This window comes from Sphaerochaeta sp., from assembly GCA_022482495.1.
Classification (GTDB): Bacteria; Spirochaetota; Spirochaetia; order Sphaerochaetales; family Sphaerochaetaceae; genus RUG023.
In genome coordinates this window covers 184000-207008 of sequence record JAKVPA010000004.1, presented here as the reverse complement: position 1 = coordinate 207008, position 23009 = coordinate 184000, and the positions used below count along the sequence as shown (strand labels likewise).

23 protein-coding genes and 1 pseudogene are annotated in these 23009 nt (G+C 56.2%); 16 read left to right on the top strand and 8 right to left on the bottom strand.

The window, feature by feature from the left end; genetic code table 11:
• Positions 1 to 28: 28 nt before the first annotated feature.
• The 8 genes and pseudogenes from LKE28_06400 to LKE28_06365 all read left to right on the top strand — a co-directional run bounded on the left by LKE28_06400 (position 29) and on the right by LKE28_06365 (position 4694).
• Positions 29 to 607, top strand: coding sequence for a hypothetical protein (locus tag LKE28_06400; GenBank protein MCH3907870.1), 579 nt, complete (start codon positions 29 to 31; stop codon positions 605 to 607).
• A gap of 35 nt (positions 608 to 642) precedes the next feature.
• A pseudogene (locus tag LKE28_06395) lies at positions 643 to 1437 on the top strand (iron ABC transporter permease).
• Positions 1438 to 1498: 61 nt separating this feature from the next.
• Positions 1499 to 1621: an iron chelate uptake ABC transporter family permease subunit gene (locus tag LKE28_06390; protein ID MCH3907869.1), complete on the top strand. Its 123-nt coding sequence runs from the start codon at positions 1499 to 1501 to the stop codon at positions 1619 to 1621.
• Positions 1618 to 2403 carry an ABC transporter ATP-binding protein gene (locus tag LKE28_06385; GenBank protein ID MCH3907868.1) on the top strand — a complete coding sequence of 262 codons (786 nt, stop codon included), beginning with the start codon at positions 1618 to 1620 and terminating at the stop codon, positions 2401 to 2403. Before LKE28_06390 ends, LKE28_06385 begins: the two co-directional genes overlap by 4 nt.
• A 212-nt stretch (positions 2404 to 2615) precedes the next feature.
• Positions 2616 to 3053, top strand: coding sequence for a hypothetical protein (locus LKE28_06380; GenBank protein ID MCH3907867.1), 438 nt, complete (start codon positions 2616 to 2618; stop codon positions 3051 to 3053).
• Positions 2995 to 3609 (top strand): ABC transporter substrate-binding protein, encoded by a 615-nt coding sequence (locus LKE28_06375; protein MCH3907866.1) that lies wholly within the window; start codon positions 2995 to 2997, stop codon positions 3607 to 3609. The genes LKE28_06380 and LKE28_06375 overlap by 59 nt, the downstream gene beginning before the upstream one ends.
• Positions 3610 to 3735: 126 nt before the next feature.
• A complete protein-coding gene (locus LKE28_06370; GenBank protein ID MCH3907865.1) occupies positions 3736 to 4068 on the top strand; it encodes a hypothetical protein in 333 nt (110 codons plus the stop codon).
• Complete coding sequence (locus tag LKE28_06365; GenBank protein MCH3907864.1) at positions 4062 to 4694, top strand: hypothetical protein; 633 nt, start codon at positions 4062 to 4064, stop codon at positions 4692 to 4694. The genes LKE28_06370 and LKE28_06365 overlap by 7 nt, the downstream gene beginning before the upstream one ends.
• Here the strand turns inward: LKE28_06365 and pgmB are convergent, their stop codons facing one another.
• The 6 genes from pgmB to LKE28_06335 form a co-directional block, all read right to left on the bottom strand.
• On the bottom strand, positions 4695 to 7607 hold the full coding sequence (gene pgmB / locus LKE28_06360; protein MCH3907863.1) for a beta-phosphoglucomutase: 2913 nt from the start codon (positions 7605 to 7607) through the stop codon (positions 4695 to 4697). It lies immediately after the preceding gene.
• The gene (locus LKE28_06355) at positions 7604 to 7864 is read right to left on the bottom strand and encodes a hypothetical protein (GenBank protein ID MCH3907862.1); all 261 of its coding nucleotides are present in this window, start codon (positions 7862 to 7864) and stop codon (positions 7604 to 7606) included. Before LKE28_06355 ends, pgmB begins: the two co-directional genes overlap by 4 nt.
• On the bottom strand, positions 7776 to 8450 hold the full coding sequence (locus LKE28_06350; GenBank protein MCH3907861.1) for a carbohydrate ABC transporter permease: 675 nt from the start codon (positions 8448 to 8450) through the stop codon (positions 7776 to 7778). The genes LKE28_06355 and LKE28_06350 overlap by 89 nt, the downstream gene beginning before the upstream one ends.
• Entirely contained in the window at positions 8447 to 9328 is an 882-nt protein-coding gene (locus LKE28_06345) for a sugar ABC transporter permease (protein MCH3907860.1), read from the bottom strand. Before LKE28_06345 ends, LKE28_06350 begins: the two co-directional genes overlap by 4 nt.
• Before the next feature lie 64 nt (positions 9329 to 9392).
• Positions 9393 to 10619: an ABC transporter substrate-binding protein gene (locus tag LKE28_06340; protein MCH3907859.1), complete on the bottom strand. Its 1227-nt coding sequence runs from the start codon at positions 10617 to 10619 to the stop codon at positions 9393 to 9395.
• Between the two features lie 155 nt (positions 10620 to 10774).
• Complete coding sequence (locus LKE28_06335; protein MCH3907858.1) at positions 10775 to 11794, bottom strand: LacI family transcriptional regulator; 1020 nt, start codon at positions 11792 to 11794, stop codon at positions 10775 to 10777.
• 329 nt (positions 11795 to 12123) lie between these two features.
• Between LKE28_06335 and LKE28_06330 the strand changes: the two genes are divergently transcribed.
• Together LKE28_06330 and LKE28_06325 are read left to right on the top strand one after the other, a co-directional pair.
• A complete protein-coding gene (locus LKE28_06330; protein MCH3907857.1) occupies positions 12124 to 13041 on the top strand; it encodes an omptin family outer membrane protease in 918 nt (305 codons plus the stop codon).
• Between the two features lie 161 nt (positions 13042 to 13202).
• On the top strand, positions 13203 to 13874 hold the full coding sequence (locus LKE28_06325) for a hemolysin III family protein (protein ID MCH3907856.1): 672 nt from the start codon (positions 13203 to 13205) through the stop codon (positions 13872 to 13874).
• Here the strand turns inward: LKE28_06325 and LKE28_06320 are convergent, their stop codons facing one another.
• Positions 13875 to 14384 (bottom strand): hypothetical protein, encoded by a 510-nt coding sequence (locus LKE28_06320; GenBank protein ID MCH3907855.1) that lies wholly within the window; start codon positions 14382 to 14384, stop codon positions 13875 to 13877. It lies immediately after the preceding gene.
• Between the two features lie 200 nt (positions 14385 to 14584).
• Here LKE28_06320 and LKE28_06315 point away from each other — a divergent pair, with 200 nt between their 5' ends.
• The gene (locus LKE28_06315; GenBank protein MCH3907854.1) at positions 14585 to 16363 is read left to right on the top strand and encodes a peptide ABC transporter substrate-binding protein; all 1779 of its coding nucleotides are present in this window, start codon (positions 14585 to 14587) and stop codon (positions 16361 to 16363) included.
• Positions 16364 to 16455: 92 nt separating this feature from the next.
• Positions 16456 to 17046, top strand: coding sequence for a GDSL-type esterase/lipase family protein (locus LKE28_06310; GenBank protein MCH3907853.1), 591 nt, complete (start codon positions 16456 to 16458; stop codon positions 17044 to 17046).
• On the opposite strand, the gene LKE28_06305 is transcribed toward LKE28_06310, so the two are convergent.
• The gene (locus LKE28_06305) at positions 16988 to 18295 is read right to left on the bottom strand and encodes a purine/pyrimidine permease (GenBank protein MCH3907852.1); all 1308 of its coding nucleotides are present in this window, start codon (positions 18293 to 18295) and stop codon (positions 16988 to 16990) included. The genes LKE28_06310 and LKE28_06305 overlap by 59 nt on opposite strands.
• 225 nt (positions 18296 to 18520) lie before the next feature.
• On the opposite strand from LKE28_06305, the gene LKE28_06300 reads away from it, so the two are divergent.
• The 4 genes from LKE28_06300 (at position 18521) to LKE28_06285 (ending at position 22973) form a co-directional block, all read left to right on the top strand.
• Complete coding sequence (locus tag LKE28_06300; GenBank protein ID MCH3907851.1) at positions 18521 to 19357, top strand: BMP family ABC transporter substrate-binding protein; 837 nt, start codon at positions 18521 to 18523, stop codon at positions 19355 to 19357.
• 67 nt (positions 19358 to 19424) lie between these two features.
• Positions 19425 to 20942, top strand: a complete 1518-nt coding sequence (locus LKE28_06295) for an ABC transporter ATP-binding protein (protein ID MCH3907850.1) — start codon at positions 19425 to 19427, stop codon at positions 20940 to 20942.
• 1 nt (position 20943) lies between these two features.
• The gene (locus LKE28_06290) at positions 20944 to 22032 is read left to right on the top strand and encodes an ABC transporter permease (protein MCH3907849.1); all 1089 of its coding nucleotides are present in this window, start codon (positions 20944 to 20946) and stop codon (positions 22030 to 22032) included.
• Positions 22029 to 22973 (top strand): ABC transporter permease, encoded by a 945-nt coding sequence (locus LKE28_06285; protein MCH3907848.1) that lies wholly within the window; start codon positions 22029 to 22031, stop codon positions 22971 to 22973. Before LKE28_06290 ends, LKE28_06285 begins: the two co-directional genes overlap by 4 nt.
• The last annotated feature ends 36 nt before the right edge of the window (positions 22974 to 23009 follow it).

The following is a 23009-nucleotide window of genomic DNA, read 5'->3' as shown; positions in this document are numbered from 1 at the left end:
CGGCATTCAGGTCACCTGCTGCCTTTCCATGTCATGCACGCTTGACGACATCAAACAAGCCCCGACCACCGCATTGAACGTTGCGGTCAGCGAAGCAGGCATCCAAATCGCCGAGTTCATGGAGAATGCATATCATATCCCGTATGTCGTCGGAATCCCGCTTGGGGACGGATCTCGCATGCTCCAGAAGGTGCGAACCTGTCTTGCGGGAAAACGATCAACTTCGGAATCTTCACCCAACGTCACAACCAGTCCACGGCGCATCCTGATCGTCGGAGAGCAGGTCCTCTCCTGTTCTCTCCGTGATGAAATCCTGCACCGATGGGGTATCCCCTGTACCGTCGCCGTGCTGTTCAACCACCGGAAGGAACTCCTGCAACCTGGGGATTTCCCGTTCGTCACGGAAAAAGACCTCAGGACGATCTTCGCCCATGAGGAGTTTACTGATGTCTTCGGCGATCCGTTGCTCGCCCAACTGGATCAAGGGAAAACGATCCGATTCCATTCGGTACCCACCATCGCGTTGAGCAGCAAGTTTCATGAAGCCCAAATCCGGCATTTTTTGGGAGATGACGGGGAAGCGTTGCTGCGCGAGGCGGTCTCATGATCATCCACACGCCTCGTGCCCGCCGCATCATGACGATGTTGTTGGTGATCGCGCCGTTCATCACCGCATTCGTCTGCCTGGCGATCGGCCGTTATTCGCTCTCCCTTTCCGAGACATTCCATGTGCTTTTCTCCGGTCCGACGAGCACGACCACCGGTGAAGTGGAACGCTCGGTGATTTTCAAAATCCGCCTTCCAAGAATTCTTCTCGCACTGTCCGTCGGAGCAGGATTGAGTGTCGCAGGCGCGGCATTCCAAGGACTGTTCACCAATCCTCTGGCAACCCCGGACACGTTGGGGGTCGCCAGCGGGGCGGCGTTTGGGGCCGCTCTTGCGATGCTCTGGCATGGGAACCTGGTGGTTGTACAGTTGTCCGCGCTCGCCTTCGGCCTGCTTTCCTGCGCCTTGGTAACCAATATCGGGAAACGGAACGGCAAAGGATCGGTGGTGATGATCGTCCTGGCAGGTATGGTGATCTCAGCATTGTTCCAGGCATTCGTTTCCTTGGTGAAATACGTTGCAGACCCACAGGACGAACTGCCTGCCATCACCTACTGGCTGATGGGTTCCATCGCTGGAGCCAACTATTCTTCACTTGCACTTGGACTGCCCTTCATCCTTATCGGTATCACCCTCATCGTCGCTCTTCGATGGCGGCTGAACATTCTTTCCCTCAGTGAAGAGGAAGCCAAATCCATGGGGATGAACATCCCGTTGCTCAGATTGACGATCATCGTTACCAGCTCGATGATCACCGCTTCCTCCGTCTCCATGTGCGGATCGGTGGGTTGGATCGGACTGCTTGTTCCTCATGCAGCACGCATGCTGGTGGGCAATGACAACCGGAGTGTGATCCCCGTCTCAGTGAGTCTGGGCGCGATCTTCTTGCTTGGTGATCGACACGTTCGCCCGGAGCGTCTCCGCCGCGGAAATCCCCATCTCCATTCTGACGGCCGTCATCGGCGCTCCATTCTTCATTGCGCTCTTGAAGCGGACAGGAGGTACGGCAACATGATTTTCTCCGTTCGGAACGGTTCATTCGGGTATCATACAAAAGATATCCTCAAGCATGTGTCGTTTTCCCTCCAGGAAGGGGAAGTCCTGTGCATCCTTGGCCCCAACGGCGTAGGGAAAACCACACTCCTGAAATGTACCATGGGATTTCTTCCCTGGAGGGAAGGAGCCACCTATCTGGATGACCGGCCACTGTCCTCGTATCCGGATCGTCAGTTGTGGCAACACATCGCCTACGTCCCCCAGGCACGCGGCAACGCATTTCCTCTGTCCGCGCTTGATATGGTGATGCTGGGCAGGTCGTCCCATCTGGGAGTATTTGCCCAGCCGAAGGAAGAAGACCGGTCGATCGCGCTCCGTGCGATGGAAGAGGCGGATATTCTGTCACTGAAGGACAAGCGGTGTGACGAAATGAGCGGTGGGGAGTTGCAGATGGTCTTGATCGCCCGGGCCCTTGCTGTCCAACCCCGCATGCTGGTGTTCGACGAACCGGAATCCAATCTTGATTTCCGCAACCAGCTGGTCATCCTGAACACCATCAGGGATTTGGCTGAGTCAAAACATCTGTCCATCATCGTCAACACCCATTATCCGGAACACGCCCTCCGCATCGCGGACCATGCGTTACTCCTGAACAAGGACGGAACCAATCTCTATGGGAAAGTCTGCGAAGTGGTCAACGAGCTGAACCTCAGGAAAACCTTCATGGTGCAGGTGCATATCAATGATTTTGTCTACCAGGAGAAACACTACCAGAACGTCGTACCGTTGAGCCTGCTTTAGCTTTTCATCGTTTCCCGCATGCAGATGATATCCAATCCCGTTGGAGTGGATTTCACATACAAGGAGTCAAGAATGAGAACATCCCATTCACGCGTATTGTTGGTGACGCTGGCGATCGCCTGCGTGCTCGCCCTCCCCTTATGGCCCAGGGGCAGTCGGAAAGTACTTCCACAACTGCGACACGGACCGTCGTTGATCACGATGGGGAGACGGTGACCATCCCCCAAGTGGTCAATCGTGTGGCCATCATCCAACCATGGCCGCTACCGTCCATTGCCACCGTATTTCTCGGAAGCCCGGAAAAGCTCGTCGGCATCCCTCCCGCAGCACTCGGCGCGGCAAAGGCGGGGCTGCTTGGGGAAATCTTCCCTGAGTATCTGAAAATCTCCACATCCTTCACCGATGGAAGTGACGTGAACATGGAGGAACTGCTCAAGCTGAAACCGGACGTCGTCTTTGTGATGGCAAAAAACGCAAAGCAGAAACAGATGGTGAAGGATGCCGGACTCCGGCCTGTCGCGTTCAGCTGTCAACAACTGGCAGTACGACAACCTGAAGACCTACGACGCATGGATCGATCTCCTTGGGCAGGTGTTCCCGGAATATGCGAAATCGGACAAGGTCAGCGCATACAGCAAACAGATGTATGACATGATCCAGTCTCGGGTGAAGGATATCCCCGATGCACAGCGCAAACGGGTATTATTCCTGTTCTCCTACAGTGACACCAGTATCGTGACCAGTGGAAAACTGTTCTTTGGACAAGCTTGGTGTGATGAGATCGGGGCAAAAAACGTCGCCGAGGAAGTGGCGGCGGAAAACTCAAACGCGGTGATCAACATGGAGCAAGTGTACACTTGGAATCCTGATGTGATCCTGATCACCAATTTCACTCCGACGGTGCCGGATGATCTGTACCACAATACCATCGGCAGCTATGACTGGTCGACGGTCAAAGCGGTGAAGGATGGGAATGTCTTCAAAATGCCATTAGGAACCTATCGGAGCTACACCCCCAGCGCAGACACCCCTGTCACTCTCCTTTGGATGGCACAGAAGGTGTATCCGGAACTGTTCCAGGATTATGATCTGGTGGCGGAAGTGAAACGATACTACGAACAGATGTATGGCATCTCCCTCACCGACGACCAAATTCAGCGGATGTACAACCAAACAGCGAAAGGCGCCGAAGGCACACGACGGTAATATCCTCACGAAAAAGAATTTCGCCCCCTGTTTTCGAGGGGGCGTTGTTCTTGTTCCGGTAGCCACAAATTCCATCCCTCGCTATCATAGGGAAAAGACATGCCATGATCCGAGGAGGCATAGAATATGAAAGTTCTCGCATTTTCGGTACGCTCTGAAGAACGTGCCTTGTTTGAAGCAACCGCAAAGGAACTGGGCATCTCCCTTGAGATCACCAGTGAGAACCCCACGTTGGACACGGTGGGCAAAGCGAAAGGCGCCGACGCCATCAGCATCATCACCACTCCCATGGGGGCGGATCTGATCGCCAAGCTGAAGGAATTGGGCGTGCGGTACATCTCCACCCGCACGGTGGGATTCGAGCACATCGATCTGGAAGCGGCCAAAAAGCTTGGGATCGGAGTGGGGAACGTAGGATACTCCCCCTACTCCTGTCTCCTGAATACGCCGTCATGCTGATGCTGATGTGCCTGAGGCACATGAAGGTGATCACCAGCAGGTCGGCCGCCCAGGACTACTCCCTGCCGGGTACCACCGGCACCGAGTTGCATACCAAGACGGTGGGCGTCATCGGTACCGGCCGGATGGGAAGGATGGTGATCTCCATCCTGCAGGGATTCGGCTGTTCCATTCTGGCAAACGACATCTACCAGAACCCCGAGGTCGCCAAAACGGTGCCGTACGTCTCCCTTGACGAGTTGCTGCAAAAGAGTGACATCATCACGCTCCACGTTCCGGCGACCAGCGATGACAGCCATCTGATCGGAGCCAAGGAATTCGCCATGATGAAAGACGGTGTGGTGCTGATCAACACGGCCCGCGGCTCGTTGATCGACCAGGCGGCGTTGATCGACGCCATCGAGCACGGGAAAGTGGGCGCGGCGGCGCTGGATGTGGTCCAGCGGGAAAAAGCGATCTATTACAACGATTGCAAAGGCAAGGTGCTCCCCGACCGTGAACTGGCCATCCTCCGCTCGTTCCCCAACGTCATCATCACGCCGCACATGGCATTCCACACGGAACAGGCCATCGCCGGCATGGTGCGCAATTCGCTGGAGGCGTGCAAGAAAGCCATCGAAGGGTGATCACCCCAACAGGAGCTTCGACAGTTCGGTAAACGTTTCGGCATGCCGGACGGACTGGGCCACCTGGCTGTCATGCAGGCGGTAGGCGACGGGGATGAACCCGCCCGCCTCTGCCGCCTGGATGCCCGCCACGGCATCCTCCACTACCACGGAATGGTGGGGGGAGACGCGAAGGAGTGACGCGCAACGGAGGAACACCTCGGGATTTGGCTTGCTGTGGGTGATCATCGAGCCATCGACGATGCCATCGAAATACGAGGTGATGCCCAGCCGCTGGAGGATCAACGGAGCGTTCTTGCTGGACGAGCCCAGTCCGACGAGCACCCCCTTCTGGTGCAGCTGCTCCAACGTCGGCACAACATCCGCTTCCAAATCGGAAGGCGTCATCGTCATCAACAGCGTCCGGTAGGTGCGGTTCTTGACATCCATCAGCGCCTGGCATTCCGCCTCTTCCAACTTCACGCCATTGGCGCGGAGGATGATGCCAAGGCTTTCCCGCCTGCTCACCCCCCTGAGCTGGTTGTTCAGCGCACGGTCGAACTTCCATCCATATTGGTCACACAACTCCTTCCACGCGCGGTAGTGGAATTCGTCAGTGTGGCAGATCACGCCATCAAGATCAAAGATACAGGCAAGAATCATCGCGTAATCCTCTGGAGGGTATCGGAAACCTCCACGTTCTTTCCATACACCCTCACGGCAAGAGGCACTTTCCCCCTCAGCCGTCAACGCGACCTGCTCCTTGGACACCGCCACATGCAAGACGGTTTTCCGGTACTGGATGGTGAAATGGTACCCCTTCCAGGAAGAGGGAAGACACGGATTCAGGCTCAGGCCATCTTCGTGGATCCTCAGGCCTCCGAAGCCGAACACCAAGGCGAGGTAACTGCCACCCATGTTGGCCGTGTGGATCCCGTCCTTGGTGTTGTGGTTCAGGTCGTTAAGGTCGATCTTGATGCTGTCGCCAAGGTAGGTGTACGCCTCCTCCACCAACCCGAGTTTCGCCGCTACGATGGAAAAGATGCACTTGGACAGCGACGAATCGTGCGTCGTGATCTTCTCATAGTAGCGGAACGACTTCAGGCGGGTCGTCTCATCCACCAACGGCTCGTACAGGAAGTGGGCCAGCACGGCATCGGCCTGCTTGCACACCTGGTAGCGGTACAGCGTAAGGGGATGATAATGCAGAAGAAGCGGGAACTTCTCCCTCGGCGTGGAGGAGAGATCCCACACTTTCTTCTGCAGGAAACTGTCATCCTGCGGGGTGATGCCCCGCTTCTCGTCATACGGCAGGTACATGGCGTCCGACGCGGCCTGGAACGCCGCAAGTTCCGCCTCCGTAATGCCCGTATGGGTCTTGGCGTTCTTCGCCTTACCTTTGGCGTCCAGTTCCCGGTAGTACCGGACCGCCCAGGCCAAGTCATACTTCGCCGAGGCGTTGGTGTAGTAGTTGTTGTCCACCAGGCAGGTGTACTCATCCGGTCCGGTGACGCAGTTCAGACGGAACAACCCGTCGACATACACCCCCAGATCCAGCCACAGCCGGGCGATCTCAAGGAGCATCTCAAGACCCATCGACTCCATGAAATCCTCATCACCGGTGACCTGGTAGTACTGCACCACGGCATAGGCGACCGCCCCGTCAATGTGGTACTGCGCCGTACCGGACAGGAAGAAGCCGGAACATTCCACCCCGTTGATCGTCCGCCACGGGTACAACGCCCCTTTGGCGTGCCCCAACAGGCGGGCGTTCTCCTTGGCCTTGGGCAAAATGGCGTACCGGTAGGAAAGCAGATTCCGGGACAGTTGGGGCATGGTCAGCGTGAAGAACGGCTGGACATAGATCTCCGTATCCCAGAACGAATGGCCCTCATACCCTTCTCCGGACAGCCCTTTTGCAGCCAAATGGCCAAAGCGGTCCCGTCCTGCCGACTGGAGCAGTTCGTACAGGTTGAACGCAAGATCCAGGGAGAGCTCGTCGTCACCATCGATGCCCACATCCACATGACGCCAGAAATCGGACAAATACCCACTCTGTTCCGCCTCCAATGTGGCAAACCCTGCGGTCATGGCGGAACGACAGGCCTCCTCCGCCGTTTTGACGGGATCGGCATTCCTCAAGCTGTCAGCGAAACCGACCATGCGGATGAATTCCACCTGTTCTCCCTTGCGCAGGGAGAAGGTGTACCGTCCCGTCACGCCAAACGCGTCGGCATGGCGTTCCACGCCGGAGGGAAGAAGGGACGCAGTTTCCCGGACCACCGTCGCCACGCGGATGCCGCTCTGCGACGTATGGGTAAGGATGGACGAACCCGCCTCCTGTTGGGTGACGGAATCCACCACAATGTGCCGTACGGCGGTGGATGCCACCCGGGGATCGTTGGGATCGAAGAAGTTCCATACATCGGCGTCATGGCGGCTTTCCACCACGATGGTCTCGTCGGTATCCGCCGTCACGACGAACCGGAGGGCGAAGATGGGAAGCCGGGTGAACGAAGCCATACGAGTGACGTGAAGGCGCGCCTTCCCCCCTTGCCCCCCTTCCCATTCCAAGATCCTCCGGGTAACCCCGTTTTCCATATCCAGGATACGTTCCCCAGTATGATGGCTTCCGGTGAACGGACTGGCAAGTTCCCCGTTGACGAACACCTTGATGGACTGTACTTCGGCGACGTTGACCATCGTCTGTTTCTTGTCCACCAGACCGTACAACGGTTCGGCCTGCGGCATCGGAACGATGTCATAGACCCCATTGAGATACGAGCCACGGACGGAAGGATATCCTTCGGGATACCCCTCCTCCAATGCGCCGCGGACGCCCAGATACCCGTTCGCGTTGTGCAGCAACGTCTCCTCCACAACAAGTCGGGAGGGGGCCAGGTCGCCATACGGCATCCGAATCTGCAACTTCATTTGACCGCCCCGGCGGTAACGCCTTTGATGATGTACTTCTGTGCGCAGAAGTAGAAGATGACGACCGGAATGATGGCCAGCGTCAAGCCTGCCATCGCCTGGTTCCATTGGATGGTGAACACCCCGAAGAACGAACTGGTCGACAACGGGATGGTCCTCAATGCCTTGTTATTCAAAACCAATGACGGAAGCAGGTAGTCGTTCCAGATCCAAATAATGTCCAGGATGATCACCGTCATCGTCGTCGGCGTCAGCATGGGGAACACCACCCGCCAGAACACGCCCCAGACGGAGCAACCGTCCAACGGTCGCCGCCTCCTCAAGGGAGAGCGGAATGCTCTTGACGAATCCACTGAACAGGAAGACGGCCATCGACATGCCGAAGCCGATGTACAGGAAGATGATCCCCTGGTAGGTGTTCAGCACGGGAATGCCCAGTATCTGCCGGGACCACTTCATCATCTGGACCAACGGCATCATCAGCGTCTGGAACGGGATGAGCATCGTGGCCACGAACAGAAAGTAGATGTTTTTGCTCTTCCTGTCCCCGGTACGGGTGATCATCCAGGCGCACATCGACGAGAAAAAGAGGATCAACACCACCGAGATGGCGGTGATGAACAACGAGTTTCCGAAGGCGCGGAGAAAACTCATCTTCTCCATCGCCTGGGAATAATTCGACCAGATCGGCGTGGTGGGCAACGCCACAGGATCGGCATACAATTGGGCGCGGTTCTTCAGCGAGTTGACCACCATGATGTACAGAGGGAACAGGAAACAGAGGCCCAGGGCGAGGATCAACACCGAGGCGATGATCCGTCCGGCTCTTCGTTTTGCCGTCATAGCTGCACCTCCTTCCGTTTGGTCATGGCCACCTGGGACAGGCTGACGATGGCGACCAGCAGGAAGAAGATGATCGCCTTTGCCTGTCCATAGCCGTAATTGTTGTATGAGAAGATTTCGTTATAGATGTTCATGGCGAACATCTCCGTCGAGATGCCAGGGCCGCCTCCGGTCAACGACAGGTTGATGTCGTAGATCTTGAAGCAGTTGGACAGCGAATAGAACGTGCAGATCGTCACCGACGGCATGATCAAAGGCAGTTCGATGGTGAAGAACCGCTTCCAACCGGTGGCACCGTCGATCACGGCAGCCTCCATCACCTCGTCCGGGACCGCCTGGATTCCGGTGATGTAGATGATCATCACGTACCCGGCCATCTGCCAGGTGATGACCACCACCAGGGAGAACAGCGCAGCCTTGGGATCAAGCAGCCAGTTGAAGAATACGCTGGTCATTCCGGTCTTCTCCCCGATGGCCTTGAACGCGTCAGAGAGGATGAACCGCCAGATGTATCCCAGAATCAGACCGCCGATCAGGTTGGGCATGAAGAACATCGTCCGCGCGATGGAATTGATCTTCAATGTGGAGGTGACCATCAACGCCAACAGCAATCCCAGAATGTTGATGGCCAGCACCGCCATGATGGTGAACAGCACGGTATGCCATGCAGACTGTCCAAAGCGCGCGTCATGGAACAGCTTTGCGTAGTTGCTCAAACCGGCAAACTGTGGCTTGTTCACCGCCAGTCCGTCCCACGAGACGAACGAATAGCCGATGCCGATGACAAACGGCACCAATACGACGATGGCGAAGATGATCAGGGCAGGAAGCACGAACAGACAGAACCATCCGTTCCCCGCCTTTTTGCTGGTTACCATGGGCTCCTCCTTGAAAAAAAAGCCCGCCGGGGTCACCCTACGGCGGGCCGGTACAACCGCTGTGTTACTTCTTCAGACGAGCCTGATAGGCATCATCCAATTTGTTGACGAAATCAATTCCGCTCATCGACGGCGTGGTGAAGAACTCCTGCGCGATCGGCGCGAAATCGGTATCGATGATGTTCATCGGCCAGGCATTGAACGTCCACGGCAACGTGTTGCCGCTGCCGGCAGCCTTGGCGACATCGGCGGAAAGCGGATCCAGCGTCGTGGTCGGGATGTTGCTCTCGGCAGGAACGAATCCGAACTTGTTGACGATGTAGTCCATACCTTTCTCCGAGGTGTACAGCCAGTCAAGGAACTTGATGGCATTGGCCTGCTGTCCGCTGGTCGCCTGGGAGTTGACCACCCAGTAGTACGGCACGGAAACCGCGATCTTCTGGTTGCCAAGAAGCGGAAGCGGCCGCATCTTCATGGTGAAGGTCGGGTTGTAATCCTTGAACATTCCGTAGCACCAGTTGCCCTGATGGATCATCGCCGTCTTTCCGGTGGCGAAGTCACCGCAGGAACGATCGTAGTTGATCTCCAGCGGGTTGGTGCTGTTGGCGCGAATCTGCTCCATCAACTGGGCGAACGCCTGGAACTCTTTCTGGTCGGCAAGACGCACCCCACCTTTCTCGTAGGTGGCGATGAACCCGTCAGGATCATCCATGATGGCGAACGGAGTGTTGAGGATGTGTCCGATCAGGAAGTAGGATTCCTGGCTCAGGCCAAACGGATTGACACCTTTGCCGGCAAGCCGTTTGATGGCCGCGAAGAACGCGTCCTGGCTGGCGAAATCCGCATCGGTGACCATCGATTCATCGGTGACCAGGCCGAAGCCTTCCACGCTGTACGGAACACCGACGCTCTTGCCGTCCATCTTCAGGGCGACGCCGTCATCGATGTACTGCTGCACCGAGCCGGAACTGATGTCGGCAAGGTACGACTTGAACATGTTCGCCTCGGCGCCTTTGCTCACCGAGAAGATCGTCGGGACTTCATCACCGGCCAGCTTCATTTTCAGCTGGGCGCGGTAATCATCACCGGTCGTTTCCCAAATCTCAACAGGAATGCCGGTTTCCGCCGTAAAGTCCTGAGCGGCTTTGGACAGCTGATCGGTAATTTCCACCTTGGACTGGAAGATGATCACTTTTTCCTGTTTCGCCGTACCGGTTTCCTTGGTGCCATTGGCAAAGACCAAGCACGCCATGGAAAGTACGACCAAAAGGGTAGTCATAACTTTTTTCATATGGTATCTCCTTTAGTAAATCGTTTAATTCTTTCTTACCACCGGTTTTCCAGAACTGTCAACAAAAACTTTTATATTAACCGTATTTATGAAAAATTTATCCATTTTTCATATAAATCTATGGATTTATAAAAGGATTTATTAGTAAATATATTTTACTTTTCGTTGAAAACTGACATCGCAGCAACAGGACTGTCTTCCGAGAGCGGATGTTCGGCGACACTGGTGCGCTGGATGATTTTCGCGCTGATGCGGAACGTGTCATGGTTCATCGCACCTTCAATGTTCCCCACCAAGGCCTGCGCGGCCAGATACCCCCGTTCGTAATCAGGGATGTCGATCGTCGTGATGCCGTGGTACTCTGCGATGGAATTGTTGTCGAATCCGGTGACGGAGATGTCGCGCCCCACCACCACGTCATTGGCGTTGAACGTCTTGATGGCCCCCAACGCCATGTTGTCGTTGGCGCACACCAACACCTGCGGGCGATTCTGGGTGAGCAACAGGATGTGGGCGGCGCGCACGCCGCTGGCCTCATGCCAGTCGCCGGCGATGTAGCGGTCCATGCTGAACGGCAGGTTGTTCTTCCGCAGAGCGTCGCAGAACGCCTGGTACCGTTCCTTGTTGTCCGTCGATTCCTCCACGCCCCCGAGGAAGGCGAAACGGGTGAATCCCTTCTGGGCAAGGCCGTCGACCAGATGGAACATCGGCTCGTAGTTGTTCACCAGAATGCTCTTCACGTAGGGACTGTCCACGATCCGGTCCAGCGAGATGATCGGATAGTCGGCGGTCGCCTTGCTGCGGAGGAGTTCCGTGGGAAGCTTCCCGTCCAGAGCGATGCACCCGCTGCTCATGCTGGGGTGCATGTACTTGGCACACATCCCGCCGGTGCAGATCAACAGGTCGTAGGCATGCGCCTCGGCGAAGTCATGGATGCCATGGATCACCTCAAGATAAAAGGAGCGGTCGAAATCACTGAACGTGAACAGGATCGTTTTGCTGCGACCCGTCTTCAGGCTCCGTCCGGCGATGTTTGGGTCGTACCCCTGCTGCCGGCAGATCTCCAAAATCATCTTCCGTTTCTCTTCTCCGACGTTGCTCTTTCCATTGAGCGCGTTGGATACCGTCGCCGGGGAGACCCCGGCCAACCTCGCGATTTCCTTGACTCCGATCATACCCCCAGTATGTCGCGTTTTATGGAAAATGCAATGGGATTTACCAAGGTTTTATGTAAAATCAGACCGTTCTGTCTCAAAAACCTTTTCCATCCCGTAACTGTGTTTTGGCAGAAAAATAGCGTACCGTTCCGTAAGCACATCAACCAAAGATACCTTCAGGCAACAGAAAATTCTGTTGCCTGTCCCTTTCAACAACATCCCCTTTTCCTTCAGACAAACAAAACTTCCATCACCTTTTTCATCGCTTCCCCCATCCTTTTCGAAAACTACGCGTACACTCCATGAAAGTAAAAACATTCCACACAGAATGATGCCATACTTTTTTGATGAAACGTTTGTACCTTACGTTATGCATATCGCTTCTGACTGGAGCGCTTCCCTCTCTTTTTGCCACCCAACCAGATTTTGATATCGGTGTATCCTTCGGCATCAAGAGCGGCACCATCAATGAATTGCTGATGGAAACTGATGGCACCCTTGTCAGCAAACTCACATGGAACCAACAGTTTTCCCCTACCATTGGGGCACATGCCTCGGTTTCTTTGCATCATTTCTCTCTTACAGGCTCGGTCCTGATGGCTGTTCCCACCCAAACGGGAACAATGCAGGATTATGATTACCAGAGCGATGGAACTACAATTGCGTATTTCTCAAGCCATGAAAACCATCTTCTCAAGGATTTTACCGCCACATTGAAAGCATCTGGGGACATCCCCTTGGAAATGGTGACGGTCACTCCATTTTTCGCATACACATGGCAGAACCGCATGTTCGCCGCAGTGAACGGTTATACCCAGTATCCCTCCTCTGGCTTTTGGACGGAAAACGACCCCAAAACATATCTCACCGGCATTGGATTGACCTACGAACAATGGCTGAGTTTCCCGGAAATTGGGATGCAGGTTACGCGACAGCTCACCCATCCGGCGATGACTGTCTATTTCTTAGGATCATGGTACCCATATATGACAATCACAGCCATGGATCATCACTTTCTCCGTTCCCTGTTGTTCACCGACGAAATGACCGGATATGGGGGAAAGGCGACCATTGGCGCACAATGGGAAAAGGCTTTTCATGGTACAACCGATGTCCGTGTGGAAATCTCTTATGAAGGAATCCATGCCGAAGGAAACACCTATGAACAATATATTGGTGAAAATTCGGTAAAAACACTTCTTGCGGGATATCAAGGCGGAACGACAACTTCCCTCTTCTCCCTTATGATTTCATTCGCTTTCTGAAATTGCAAACTTTTTAAATAAGTTCCCTGGAACGCTTCCAGATCACGACCAAACAAACAGATAGATAGTAGATTTGTACCATGGCATACCGACCTGACTAGCAGAAAAAAGGGCACGCCATCCGCTTGCCCATGCTTCCCATCCCTTGGTACGGTGAATGCATGCAAACGGAAACCCAAACGTGGCTGGAACGCCACATCACGCTTCACAACTACGATGACGCCAAAGCGGAACGGGAAAACTTCCTGACGCATGCCGTCGGCGCCGTGTTGGCCTTGGCCGCTCTGGTGGCCATTCTCATCAGGAATCAGACGCTCACCAACTCCCACCTACGCTGGGGAATGATCATCTATGGCTGTTCAATGCTGCTGTTGTACACCGCATCGGCATTGTACCATCGCCTGCCCAAATGTGACGCCAAACGGGTCTGCAGGATCCTGGACCATACCAATATCTATATTCTGATCGCCGGAACCTACACCCCGATCCTCACCTACGTGGACACGCCACTGGCGCTGAACCTGCTGGCCGCCATCTGGGTGACGGTGGCCGTCGGGGTCACCTTCACGCTGGTCTTTTGGGGAAAGCTACGCCCGCTCCACGTCATTTTGTACCTGGTGATGGGTTGGGTGATCGTCTTCTTCTGGAACAGCGTCGTCCCGTATCTTCCCGCAGGACTGTCGGGATACATTCTTGCCGCCGGCATCGTCTACAGCCTCGGCGTGATCTTCTACGCCATCAAGACGATCCCCCACTACCACGCCATCTGGCACCTGTTCTGCATTGGAGGATCGGCGCTGTTCTTCATCGGGTTTGAGCGGTTTCTGTACTGATCAACGGAACGAGTGGAGATCCTCCCGGGTGATCGTCGTATCCATATCACGGGGACGATCCACAAAGAGCGCCAGACCGCTGACGGCGGCGATCATCTGGGCAGCGCTTTCCGTCCGGCCCAGACTGGTATGCTCCGGAATGATTTCAATGGTACGCTCCTCGTTGTTGGCAAGACGTATGGCGAACACCACCATCGGCTTTTGGCGCTTCCGCCCCGGTTTGGCGTTCTTGTCCTCCGTATCCTTGACAAAGTGGGTGATCTCCAGCCGCTCGATCTCCCCATAGGGAATCGTCTCCCGTTTGACAAACGGACCGAAGCCGAACAGGGATTCCACCTTTTTCTGGGAGGGAAGGAACCGCCACGCCTCCCGGTAGGTCAATCCGAGCAACGCGATGAATGCCATGACGATCGGAGCGACCATCGTTCGTGGGGAATCACCTTCAGAAAGGTTCAAAATGATTCCCCAGAGCAAAAACGCCAAGACGGCGGCAAAAACGATCCGTCTCACTCTTCCTACCGTATAGACAATCCCCGAGCTTGTTTTCCGTGTCCCCAAACGTACCATGCCGGCTCCTTCTCAGAGAAAACCAAGATGATTTCTTTTTAAAAAAGCATTTCAACCATGTTTTCTCTTGAATGGTATTGGGATATACTCTATGCTAATTTAGGATTTTTGCATACCATAATGTTCATGAAGGAGATAAGTCTATGAAAAAGTTTATGACTATCGCGCTTTGCGTCCTTCTCGTTGGTGCGCTGTTTGTTTCCTGCGGAAAGAAAGCAGCCACTACGGAAACCCAAGCCGCGACTACACCTACAGCAACAACTACTCCGGCAGCAACCGCGGCACCCGCGGCTGAACCTGCCAAGGCCGCTGAGCCCGCCAAAGCTGCGGAACCCGCAAAAGCTGCAGCGCCTGCTGCAGCACCCGCTGCGGCTCCTGCCGCTGCTGCGCCTGCCACCACACCGGCGAAATCCGAAGTGGTGTTCCGCATCGGCAATGGCGCTGAGCCTGAATCCCTTGATCCCCATTTGATCCAGGGTGTGCCTGAGCACCGCATCTACGAAGCCCTGTTCGAAGGGCTTGTCGCCACCAACCCGAAGGATGCGTCCGCTGTTCCGGGCGTCGCCGAGAGCTGGTCGAGCAACGAGGACGGAACCGTCTGGACGTTCAAGCTCCGCAAGGACGCCAAGTGGTCCGACGGTGTGCCCATCACGGCCAACGACGTTGTCTACTCTTGGCTGCGCGAGCTGGATCCGGCAACCGCATCCCCGTACGCCTGGTTCCCCTGCATGTTCATCAAGGGTGCCGACGAGTACAACTCAGGAAAGGCTGGCAAGGAAGCCGTGGGCATCAAGGCGCTTGATGACTACACCTTCCAGATGGAGCTGCTTGGGCCGCTTCCCTACGCCATCGGCGCTCTGACCCACTACTCCTTCGCCATCGTCCCACAGCATGCCATTGAGAAATACGGCACGGCGTGGACTGATCCGAAGAACTTCGTCGGCAACGGCCCGTTCGTCCTGACCGAGCATGTCGCCCAGGACCACGTGACCGTCAGCAAGAACCCCCAGTACTGGGATGCCGCCAACGTCAAGCTGGACAAGGTGATCTTCTACGCCTCTGACTCCGACTCGACGAACTACAAGATGTACAAGAACGGCGAGCTTGACTGGGACACCAACGTTCCTCTTGACAGCCTTGCCGAAGCCTCGATGAGAGACGACTACCACAACAGCGTGCAGCTGGCCACCTACTACTACCTCTTCCAGACGGAGAAGGCGCCGGTCAATGACGCTCGTGTGCGCCGCGCGCTCTCTCTGGCCGTCGACCGCCAGGCGCTGGTTGATGGCGTGACCAAGGCCGGACAGATTCCTGCCTGGGGCATCGTGCCTGAGATGGCCGGTTACACCGCGCTTCCGTTCCCCAACGGGGATGACCATGACGCGGACATCGTCGAGGCGCAGAAACTGCTCGCCGATGCGGGATATCCCAACGGCGTTGGATTCCCCTCCGTCTCCATCCTGTACAACACCAGCGAAGGCCACAAGAAGATCGCTGAGTTCATCCAGCAGGAATGGAAGAATAACCTGGGCATCAACGTAACGCTTGAGAACCAGGAATGGCAGACCTACCTGTCCAACCGGAACGCTGGTAACTTCACCATCGCTCGTGCCGGATGGGTCGGTGACTACCAGGATCCGAACACCTTCCTTGATATGTTCATCACCGGTGCCGGTATGAACGGCGGACGGTACTCCAATGACACCTACGACCTGCTGATCAACGAGGCTGCGCGCATGGCGGACGGACCGGATCGGTTCGGAGCCCTGCAGACCGCAGAAGACATCATGATCAACCAGGATCAGGCGATCATGCCGCTGTACTACTACGTCACGCTGAACCTGATCGACACCAATGTCTGGGGTGGCTGGTACACCAACACGATGGACTACCATCCGGTCAAGGACATCTTCAAGAAGTAACAGGTCTTTCCACCTGCAAAGCCATCCTCGAAAGGGGATGGCTTTTTTGTTGCTCCCTTGAGTGGATGGGCAAGGTACGGTACGATGGGACCATGCCCATCACCAGCATCGCCTGCGTCGGAGACAGCATCACCTATGGCTATGGTCTGGACCACCGGGAAACGACCTGCTATCCATCCCGCTTGGGAGAACTTCTGGGACGGTCATGCGTCGTCGGTAATTTCGGATTAACCGGAGCGGTCGTCCAACCAGACCGAATGAAGTCTTACGACAGTTCACTTCCCTATCAGGAAAGCATCCGATTCCAACCGGATATTGTCGTGGTGCTGCTGGGAACCAACGACACCAAACCGTGGTACTGGCGCGGGGAGGAAATCTACCGCACTTCCATGCAGGCATTGTTGACGACATACCAAAAGCTCCCGTCTCATCCCAAGGTATATACCTTGTTGGTCCCCGCATCGCGCCCAAACCGGTTTTGCGTACGAAACAGCATGACGATACGGGAGCGGACGGTGCTCCGGACCCTTCCCTTCCCTTGCATCCCGCTTCCTGACAATCTCGCGGGTGACGATGGCGTCCACCCCGGCGAAGCAGGGGCAGAGGCCATCGCGAAAGCCGTCTTCAGCTTTCTTTTCCCGGAAGCAAAATCTGCAGGGTCACCGCAACCAACGTCGCGATGACGACAGGGCTCTTGGCGAAGATGATCTGGAACCACTGGGGGAACGACGCCACCGCGGCGGAAGACTGGGAGATGCCCATGCCCAAGGCCGCCGCAAGTCCGACGATCGAGGTGTTGCGGTAGTTCATCGGCTGGGAGACGACCAGCTTCATTCCCGTCATGGCGATGGATGCGAACACCGTCACCGTCGCGCCTCCCAACACACATTGCGGGATGGTGGTCAGCATGGCGGAGAATTTGGGAAGCAGCCCCGCAAGAAGCAGGATGCCCGCACCCAATCCCAACGTGAACCGGTTGATCACCTTGGTGGTCGTCACGATGCCGACATTCTGGCTGTACGTCGCCGTGGGAAGTCCGCCGAAACAGGCTCCCAGCATGTTGGATACTCCGTAGCAGATGATGCCGGACTGCAGTTCCTTGTCCGTCGGTTGCCGATCCATTCCACCGACTGTCGTCGCGGTGAAATCCCCGATGGCCTGGATGGAGTTGATGGCGAACAAGATACCCAGGGCGAAACAGGAAGAGATTTCGAACTTGATGCCGAAATGCATCGGAATGGGCAGGGCGAACAGACCAGCCGAACCAACCGGAGAGAAATTGACCAGGCCGAACGGTATGGCCAGAATGTATCCGACAATGATGCCGATCAAAATGGAAGCAAGTTTCCAGATTCCCTTCCCGTAATGGTTGAAGACGGTGACGACCGCCAGGGTGACGATGGACACCAGCCAGTTCTGCCAGGAACCATACAGTGGGGAGCCGGTTCCGCCAGCCATGTAGTTGATCGCCGTCGGATACAAGGAAAGTCCGATGGTGAACACCACCGTACCAGTGATGAGCGGCGGAAACAGCACGCGCAACTTCTTGACGAAAACCCCGACAAGAACGGCGACCACCCCGCCTACCAACTCCGCGCCAAAGATCGTAGCGAGGTCATACCCTTGGGCGATGGCTTGCATGGATGGCAGGTAGGCAAAGCTCACTCCCAACATCACTGGCAGGCCGCTTCCCAGCCAGGAAAACGGAGGAAAGAGCTGCAGAAACGTGGAGACTGCGGCGATGACCAGCGACCCCTGGACCAGCAAAATGCTGTCCGCAGAGGAAAGATGAGTGCTGGAAGCGATGATCAACGCCGGGGTAACACATCCGACGATCATCGCAACGACATGCTGGATGGCAAGCGGGAACGCCTGCTTGAGGCGTGGGATGCCGTTCAATTGGAACAATGTGGTGTCTTGGGCATGCATCATACGTACCACTGTATCACGAAAAGAGCGAAATACATAAATATTGTCTTTCTTTTTCTTTGCTTTCATCGGTTTTTATAGATGAAATTGGAGGAGATGGCAACCATCCATCACAAGGAAACAGCTTATTTCCACACCCCCGATATCAAAAAAGTTACGATTTCGGCAAATTGTCATGGCCAAGGCTCTTTGACAGTCCCGAACCGGAACATCTATACTTGGGGCGTCATGTTTGCCCCGTGCGGCAGAAGACAAAGGAGCTACAGCGAGAAGATGGCTCCGGTCGATGCCGGTTCCGCCGCCCGCCAGTATGCCGCGCAGGGATATGACATCATCATCTGCCATGGCGCCCAGTACAAGAACCTGGTGCTGGAAATGGCTGATGAATACCCCAACATCTCCTTTGCGTTCGGAACCAGCGCTGAGGTGGGACCGAAGAACGTCTTCACCTACATGCCGCAGTCCGAAGAGACCGGATACCTTTCCGGCATCATCGCAGGCATGACGACGAAGAGCAACATCATCGGTCTGGTCGGACCGGTTGATGGTGGTGACGCCGCCCGGTACAACCGTGGCTTCGTCCTCGGCGTACAGTCCGTCAATCCCAAGGCGAAGATCATGGTCGCCCACACCGGTTCGTTCAGTGATTTCGTCAAAGCGGGCGACTTCGCCCAGACGCAGATCAAGAGCGGCGCCGACGTGCTGACCGGCTCTTCCCAGCAGGCGCTCGGAGCGCTTCGCGCCGTCGCCGAATACAAGGACAAGGACATCTGGTGGGTTGGCCAGGATATGGCTCAGCTGACCATTCCGGAAGGGTACAAGTGCATTGCCGCCTCTTCCTACAACTATGCGGCGGTCATCGTCGGCATGGTGGAGAAGCTGGATGCCGGTATCCGCGGAGGAGAATGCATCCCGATGAACTTCCACAACGGCGGATTCGTCTTCGGCTGGAACGACTCGCTGAAGAAACCGGAAGTCGCCGCGAAGGTTGACGAGGCGCTGGCCAAGTTCAAGGCGGCTCCGGATACGATCAACTGGCAGTCCGTCGATTATTCCAAACTGTAACGCATCATCATCCAATCATCCCGCAGGATCCTGCGGGATGATTTGGTAAAAAAAGGAAGTTTTTCTCATGGATCCGAACACCAAGATCACCAGTCTCAGGATGGAACACATCACCAAGCGGTTTCCGGGTGTGCTGGCAAGTGATGATATTTCCCTATCCGTCGGAGAGGGGGAAGTACTCGCCTTGGTCGGAGAAAACGGAGCGGGCAAAACGACGTTGATGAACATCCTGATGGGTTTGTACCAGCCGGATGAGGGAAAGATGTTCATCAATGAAAAGGAAGTACACTTCCACTCCCCCAACGACGCGTTCGCCGCAGGCCTTGGGATGGTACACCAGCAGTACATGCTCGTCCCCAACATGACGGTCACCGAAAACATCGCTCTGGGCTACAAAAAAGCATGGAAGGGATGGAAGTTGGATATGAAGATGGTCCGCGACCGCATCGAGGAAGTCTCTCAGACCTACGGCCTGGCCGTAGATCCTGACGCGTTTGTCTGGCAACTGTCCGTCGGGGAGCAGCAACGGGTCGAATTGGTCAAGACGCTCTGCCTGGGAGCCCGCTTCCTGATCCTGGACGAACCGACCAGCGCGCTGACCCCGCAGGAGACCGACGAGTTGATCGTCCTCCTTCGGAAAATGACCGCCAACTTGTCCATCATCTTCATCAGCCATAAACTGCAGGAAGTGTCCGACCTTTCCGACAAAGTGACGATTCTTCGTCACGGAGCGGTCGTGTTCAATGGAAACACCAAAGAGCATTCCTCCGCGGAGATTGCTTCCTTGATGACCGGACGTGAGATCATCATGCCGGAAAACAAGGAAACCGAATGCTCCAACATCCACGCGCTGGAGATCCAGCATGTGAACGCCCGCAGTGACCGCGGGTACCTTGCGTTGAACGACCTGAACCTGACCATCCACAGCGGGGAGATCGTCGGCCTTGCCGGCGTGTCCGGCAATGGGCAGCGGGAACTCGCCGAGGTGATCAACGGCCTCAGACCGGTGGAGAGCGGGACCATCACGTTCTTCGGAAAAGACATCACCAACAAGAGTACGGAAGAAATCATCAAGGAAGGGATGGGGTACATCCCGGAAGAGCGGAACACCGAAGGCATCGTCCCTCCGTTCTCGTTGAAAGAGAATTTCATCCTGAAGGATTCCACCGCAAAGCGGTTCACCAACGGAATCTTCCAGAACAGGGCGTCCATCGCCCAGAACGCGACCACGCTGAAAAAAGACTTCGATATCCGCTGTCCCAACACGGATACCGCAGCGGGAACGCTCTCCGGCGGCAACATCCAGAAGGTGATCCTGGCGCGGGAGATCACCCGGAAGCCGAAGTTCCTGGTGGCCGTCTATCCGATCCGCGGCTTGGATCTGGGAGCAGCCCAGTTCATCCATGAACAGTTGCTCGCCAAACGGAAGGAAGGACTGGGGATCCTGTTGATCAGCGAGGAACTGGATGAGATCCTCGCCCTCTCCGACCGGGTCGCCGTCATTTTCAAAGGACATATCCAGCAGGTTCTTCCCCGCGCCGACGCGGACAGCAGAAAGCTGGGCATGCTGATGGCAGGAGTGTGAGATGACCAACCAATTCAAAATCCTTTACAAAATCTGCATCGTACTGCTTGCCGTCCTGGCCACCATGGCGATGGGTGCGGTCATTTTGATCGCCATCGGGGCTCCGGTGATGAAGACGTACGCCGTCATCATCTTCCAACCACTTCAGAATATCGGCTTGATCAGCGAAGTGTTGATCCGTACCATCCCGCTGACGATTATCGCGCTGGGCATCGCCGTCGCCTACCGCAGCGGCATCATCAACATCGGCGCAGAGGGACAGATGGCGATGGGAATCCTTGCCACCACGGCGGTGGCCCTGGCCGTCCCCACCCTTCCCAAAGTGATCTTACTCCCGTTGGTGCTCCTTGCAGGTATTGCCGGTGGCGCGCTCTGGGGCGCCATCCCCGGCCTGCTGAAGGCGAAACTCCAGGTAAGCGAGCTTCTGTCCACCGTCATGCTGAACTACATCGCCGAGCAGTTCTACACGTTCTGCCTTCGCAAACCGATGCTGGATCCCGCCGAAATGACCACGGGAAGCGGCACTCCGCAATCCATGCGGCTGACAAAGAACATCTGGCTGACCCGGTTCATTCCGGGCACCCGCCTGCATACCGGCATCTTCATCGCCATCGGCTTTGCGATTTTGATCTACCTGCTGTTGTGGAAGACCCCGTTCGGCTACAAGATGCGGGCGGCTGGTTCCAGCGAGCGGGCCGCACGGTACGGAGGCATCAACGTGGCCAAGTACCTGGTCATCGCAATGCTGTTCAGCGGCGGTTTCGCAGGTCTTGCCGGAGCGGTGGAGATCTGTGGCGTGCATCATAGGGCCATCCAGGGAATCACCAGCGGCTATGGGTTCTCCGGCATCGTCGTGGCGCTCTTCGGAGGGCTGCATCCCGCCGGCATCATCCCCGCCGCGTTCTTCTTCGGACTGCTCCTTGTCGGCGGCAACATGACGCAGAACGCCGTGGGAGTGCCCGCCAACATGGTGCAGGTGCTCCAGGGTGTGATCATCCTCGTCATCGTCGCCACGCAGATGGTGCTCTCCAACGCCTATTTGATGGAACGGGTCTGGAAAAAGACCCGGAGAAAGGAGGTCGCAGCATGAACGTCATCGTCACCGTACTTTCCTTGGCCATCACCTCGTCCGTCGCGTTGCTCCTTGCCTCGCTGGGGGAGATGATCAACCAACGGGCTGGCATCTTCAACCTGGGCTGTGAAGGCATCATGTCGATGGGCGCGTTCCTCGGCATGCTGCTCCCCTATGCCATCGGGCATGGACAAGCCACGTCCCAGGTGTACAACGTTCTCGGACTGCTTTCCGCCACGGTGATGGGAGCGCTTCTCGGGATGTTCTTCGGCCTGGTCGTCATCACATTCCGGGCCCCGCAGGGAATCGCCGGCATCGGACTGCAGATGTTCGGAACCGGTGCAGCCGGCACGCTGTTCCGCCACTTCGTAGGCGGCACGCAGAGCATTCCCGGCATCACCACACCACCCATCCCGCTTCTCTCCCGCATTCCGGTCATCGGCCCAATCTTTTTCTCCCAGAACATTCTGGTATATGTGGCGTTCCTGTTGGTGCCGCTCAGCGGGTACGTCCTGTTCAAGACCCCATGGGGACTGGCGGTCCGCGCCGTAGGCACCCATCCCCGCGCGGCCGATTCCATCGGCATCAATGTCACCCGGATACGCTACCAGTCATTGGCCGTGGGAGGCGCGCTTGCCGGCCTTGCCGGAGCCTACCTCTCCCTCTGCCAGGCGAAGATGTTCAGCGATTCCATCGTCAGCGGCCGCGGCTTCATCGCCGTCGCCCTGGTCTACTTCGGACACTGGCAGCCGGTGAAGATCATGTGGGGGGCGTTGCTGTTCTCCCTTGCCCAGACCTTCCAGACGGTCATCCAGAGTTACGGCATCAACTTCCCGTACGAATTCGCCGTCATGCTGCCGTACGTGCTGGTCATCGTCGTCCTTGCGTTCGACCGGGAAAGCCAACGCCTCGGGCCAACCTCACTGGGAATCCCATTCAATCGGGAAATCAGGACGTAACGCTCTCTGGGAACTGGAAAAAAATCTCCCTGCAGT

What these genes read in the sequence shown, in the direction of transcription:
- LKE28_06355 (MCH3907862.1), bottom strand. Translation starts at nt 7,864, where the DNA reads ATGCTGACGCCGACGACGATGACGGTGATCATCCTGGACATTATTTGG.
- LKE28_06310 (MCH3907853.1), top strand. Translation starts at nt 16,456, where the DNA reads ATGCCCATCACCAGCATCGCCTGCGTCGGAGACAGCATCACCTATGGC.
- LKE28_06315 (MCH3907854.1), top strand. Translation starts at nt 14,585, where the DNA reads ATGAAAAAGTTTATGACTATCGCGCTTTGCGTCCTTCTCGTTGGTGCG.
- LKE28_06350 (MCH3907861.1), bottom strand. Translation starts at nt 8,450, where the DNA reads ATGACGGCAAAACGAAGAGCCGGACGGATCATCGCCTCGGTGTTGATC.
- LKE28_06325 (MCH3907856.1), top strand. Translation starts at nt 13,203, where the DNA reads ATGCAAACGGAAACCCAAACGTGGCTGGAACGCCACATCACGCTTCAC.
- LKE28_06300 (MCH3907851.1), top strand. Translation starts at nt 18,521, where the DNA reads ATGTTTGCCCCGTGCGGCAGAAGACAAAGGAGCTACAGCGAGAAGATG.
- LKE28_06340 (MCH3907859.1), bottom strand. Translation starts at nt 10,619, where the DNA reads ATGAAAAAAGTTATGACTACCCTTTTGGTCGTACTTTCCATGGCGTGC.
- LKE28_06285 (MCH3907848.1), top strand. Translation starts at nt 22,029, where the DNA reads ATGAACGTCATCGTCACCGTACTTTCCTTGGCCATCACCTCGTCCGTC.
- LKE28_06365 (MCH3907864.1), top strand. Translation starts at nt 4,062, where the DNA reads ATGCTGATGCTGATGTGCCTGAGGCACATGAAGGTGATCACCAGCAGG.
- LKE28_06305 (MCH3907852.1), bottom strand. Translation starts at nt 18,295, where the DNA reads ATGATGCATGCCCAAGACACCACATTGTTCCAATTGAACGGCATCCCA.
- LKE28_06330 (MCH3907857.1), top strand. Translation starts at nt 12,124, where the DNA reads ATGAAACGTTTGTACCTTACGTTATGCATATCGCTTCTGACTGGAGCG.
- LKE28_06345 (MCH3907860.1), bottom strand. Translation starts at nt 9,328, where the DNA reads ATGGTAACCAGCAAAAAGGCGGGGAACGGATGGTTCTGTCTGTTCGTG.
- LKE28_06335 (MCH3907858.1), bottom strand. Translation starts at nt 11,794, where the DNA reads ATGATCGGAGTCAAGGAAATCGCGAGGTTGGCCGGGGTCTCCCCGGCG.
- LKE28_06385 (MCH3907868.1), top strand. Translation starts at nt 1,618, where the DNA reads ATGATTTTCTCCGTTCGGAACGGTTCATTCGGGTATCATACAAAAGAT.
- LKE28_06290 (MCH3907849.1), top strand. Translation starts at nt 20,944, where the DNA reads ATGACCAACCAATTCAAAATCCTTTACAAAATCTGCATCGTACTGCTT.
- LKE28_06400 (MCH3907870.1), top strand. Translation starts at nt 29, where the DNA reads ATGTCATGCACGCTTGACGACATCAAACAAGCCCCGACCACCGCATTG.
- pgmB (MCH3907863.1), bottom strand. Translation starts at nt 7,607, where the DNA reads ATGAAGTTGCAGATTCGGATGCCGTATGGCGACCTGGCCCCCTCCCGA.
- LKE28_06370 (MCH3907865.1), top strand. Translation starts at nt 3,736, where the DNA reads ATGAAAGTTCTCGCATTTTCGGTACGCTCTGAAGAACGTGCCTTGTTT.
- LKE28_06295 (MCH3907850.1), top strand. Translation starts at nt 19,425, where the DNA reads ATGGATCCGAACACCAAGATCACCAGTCTCAGGATGGAACACATCACC.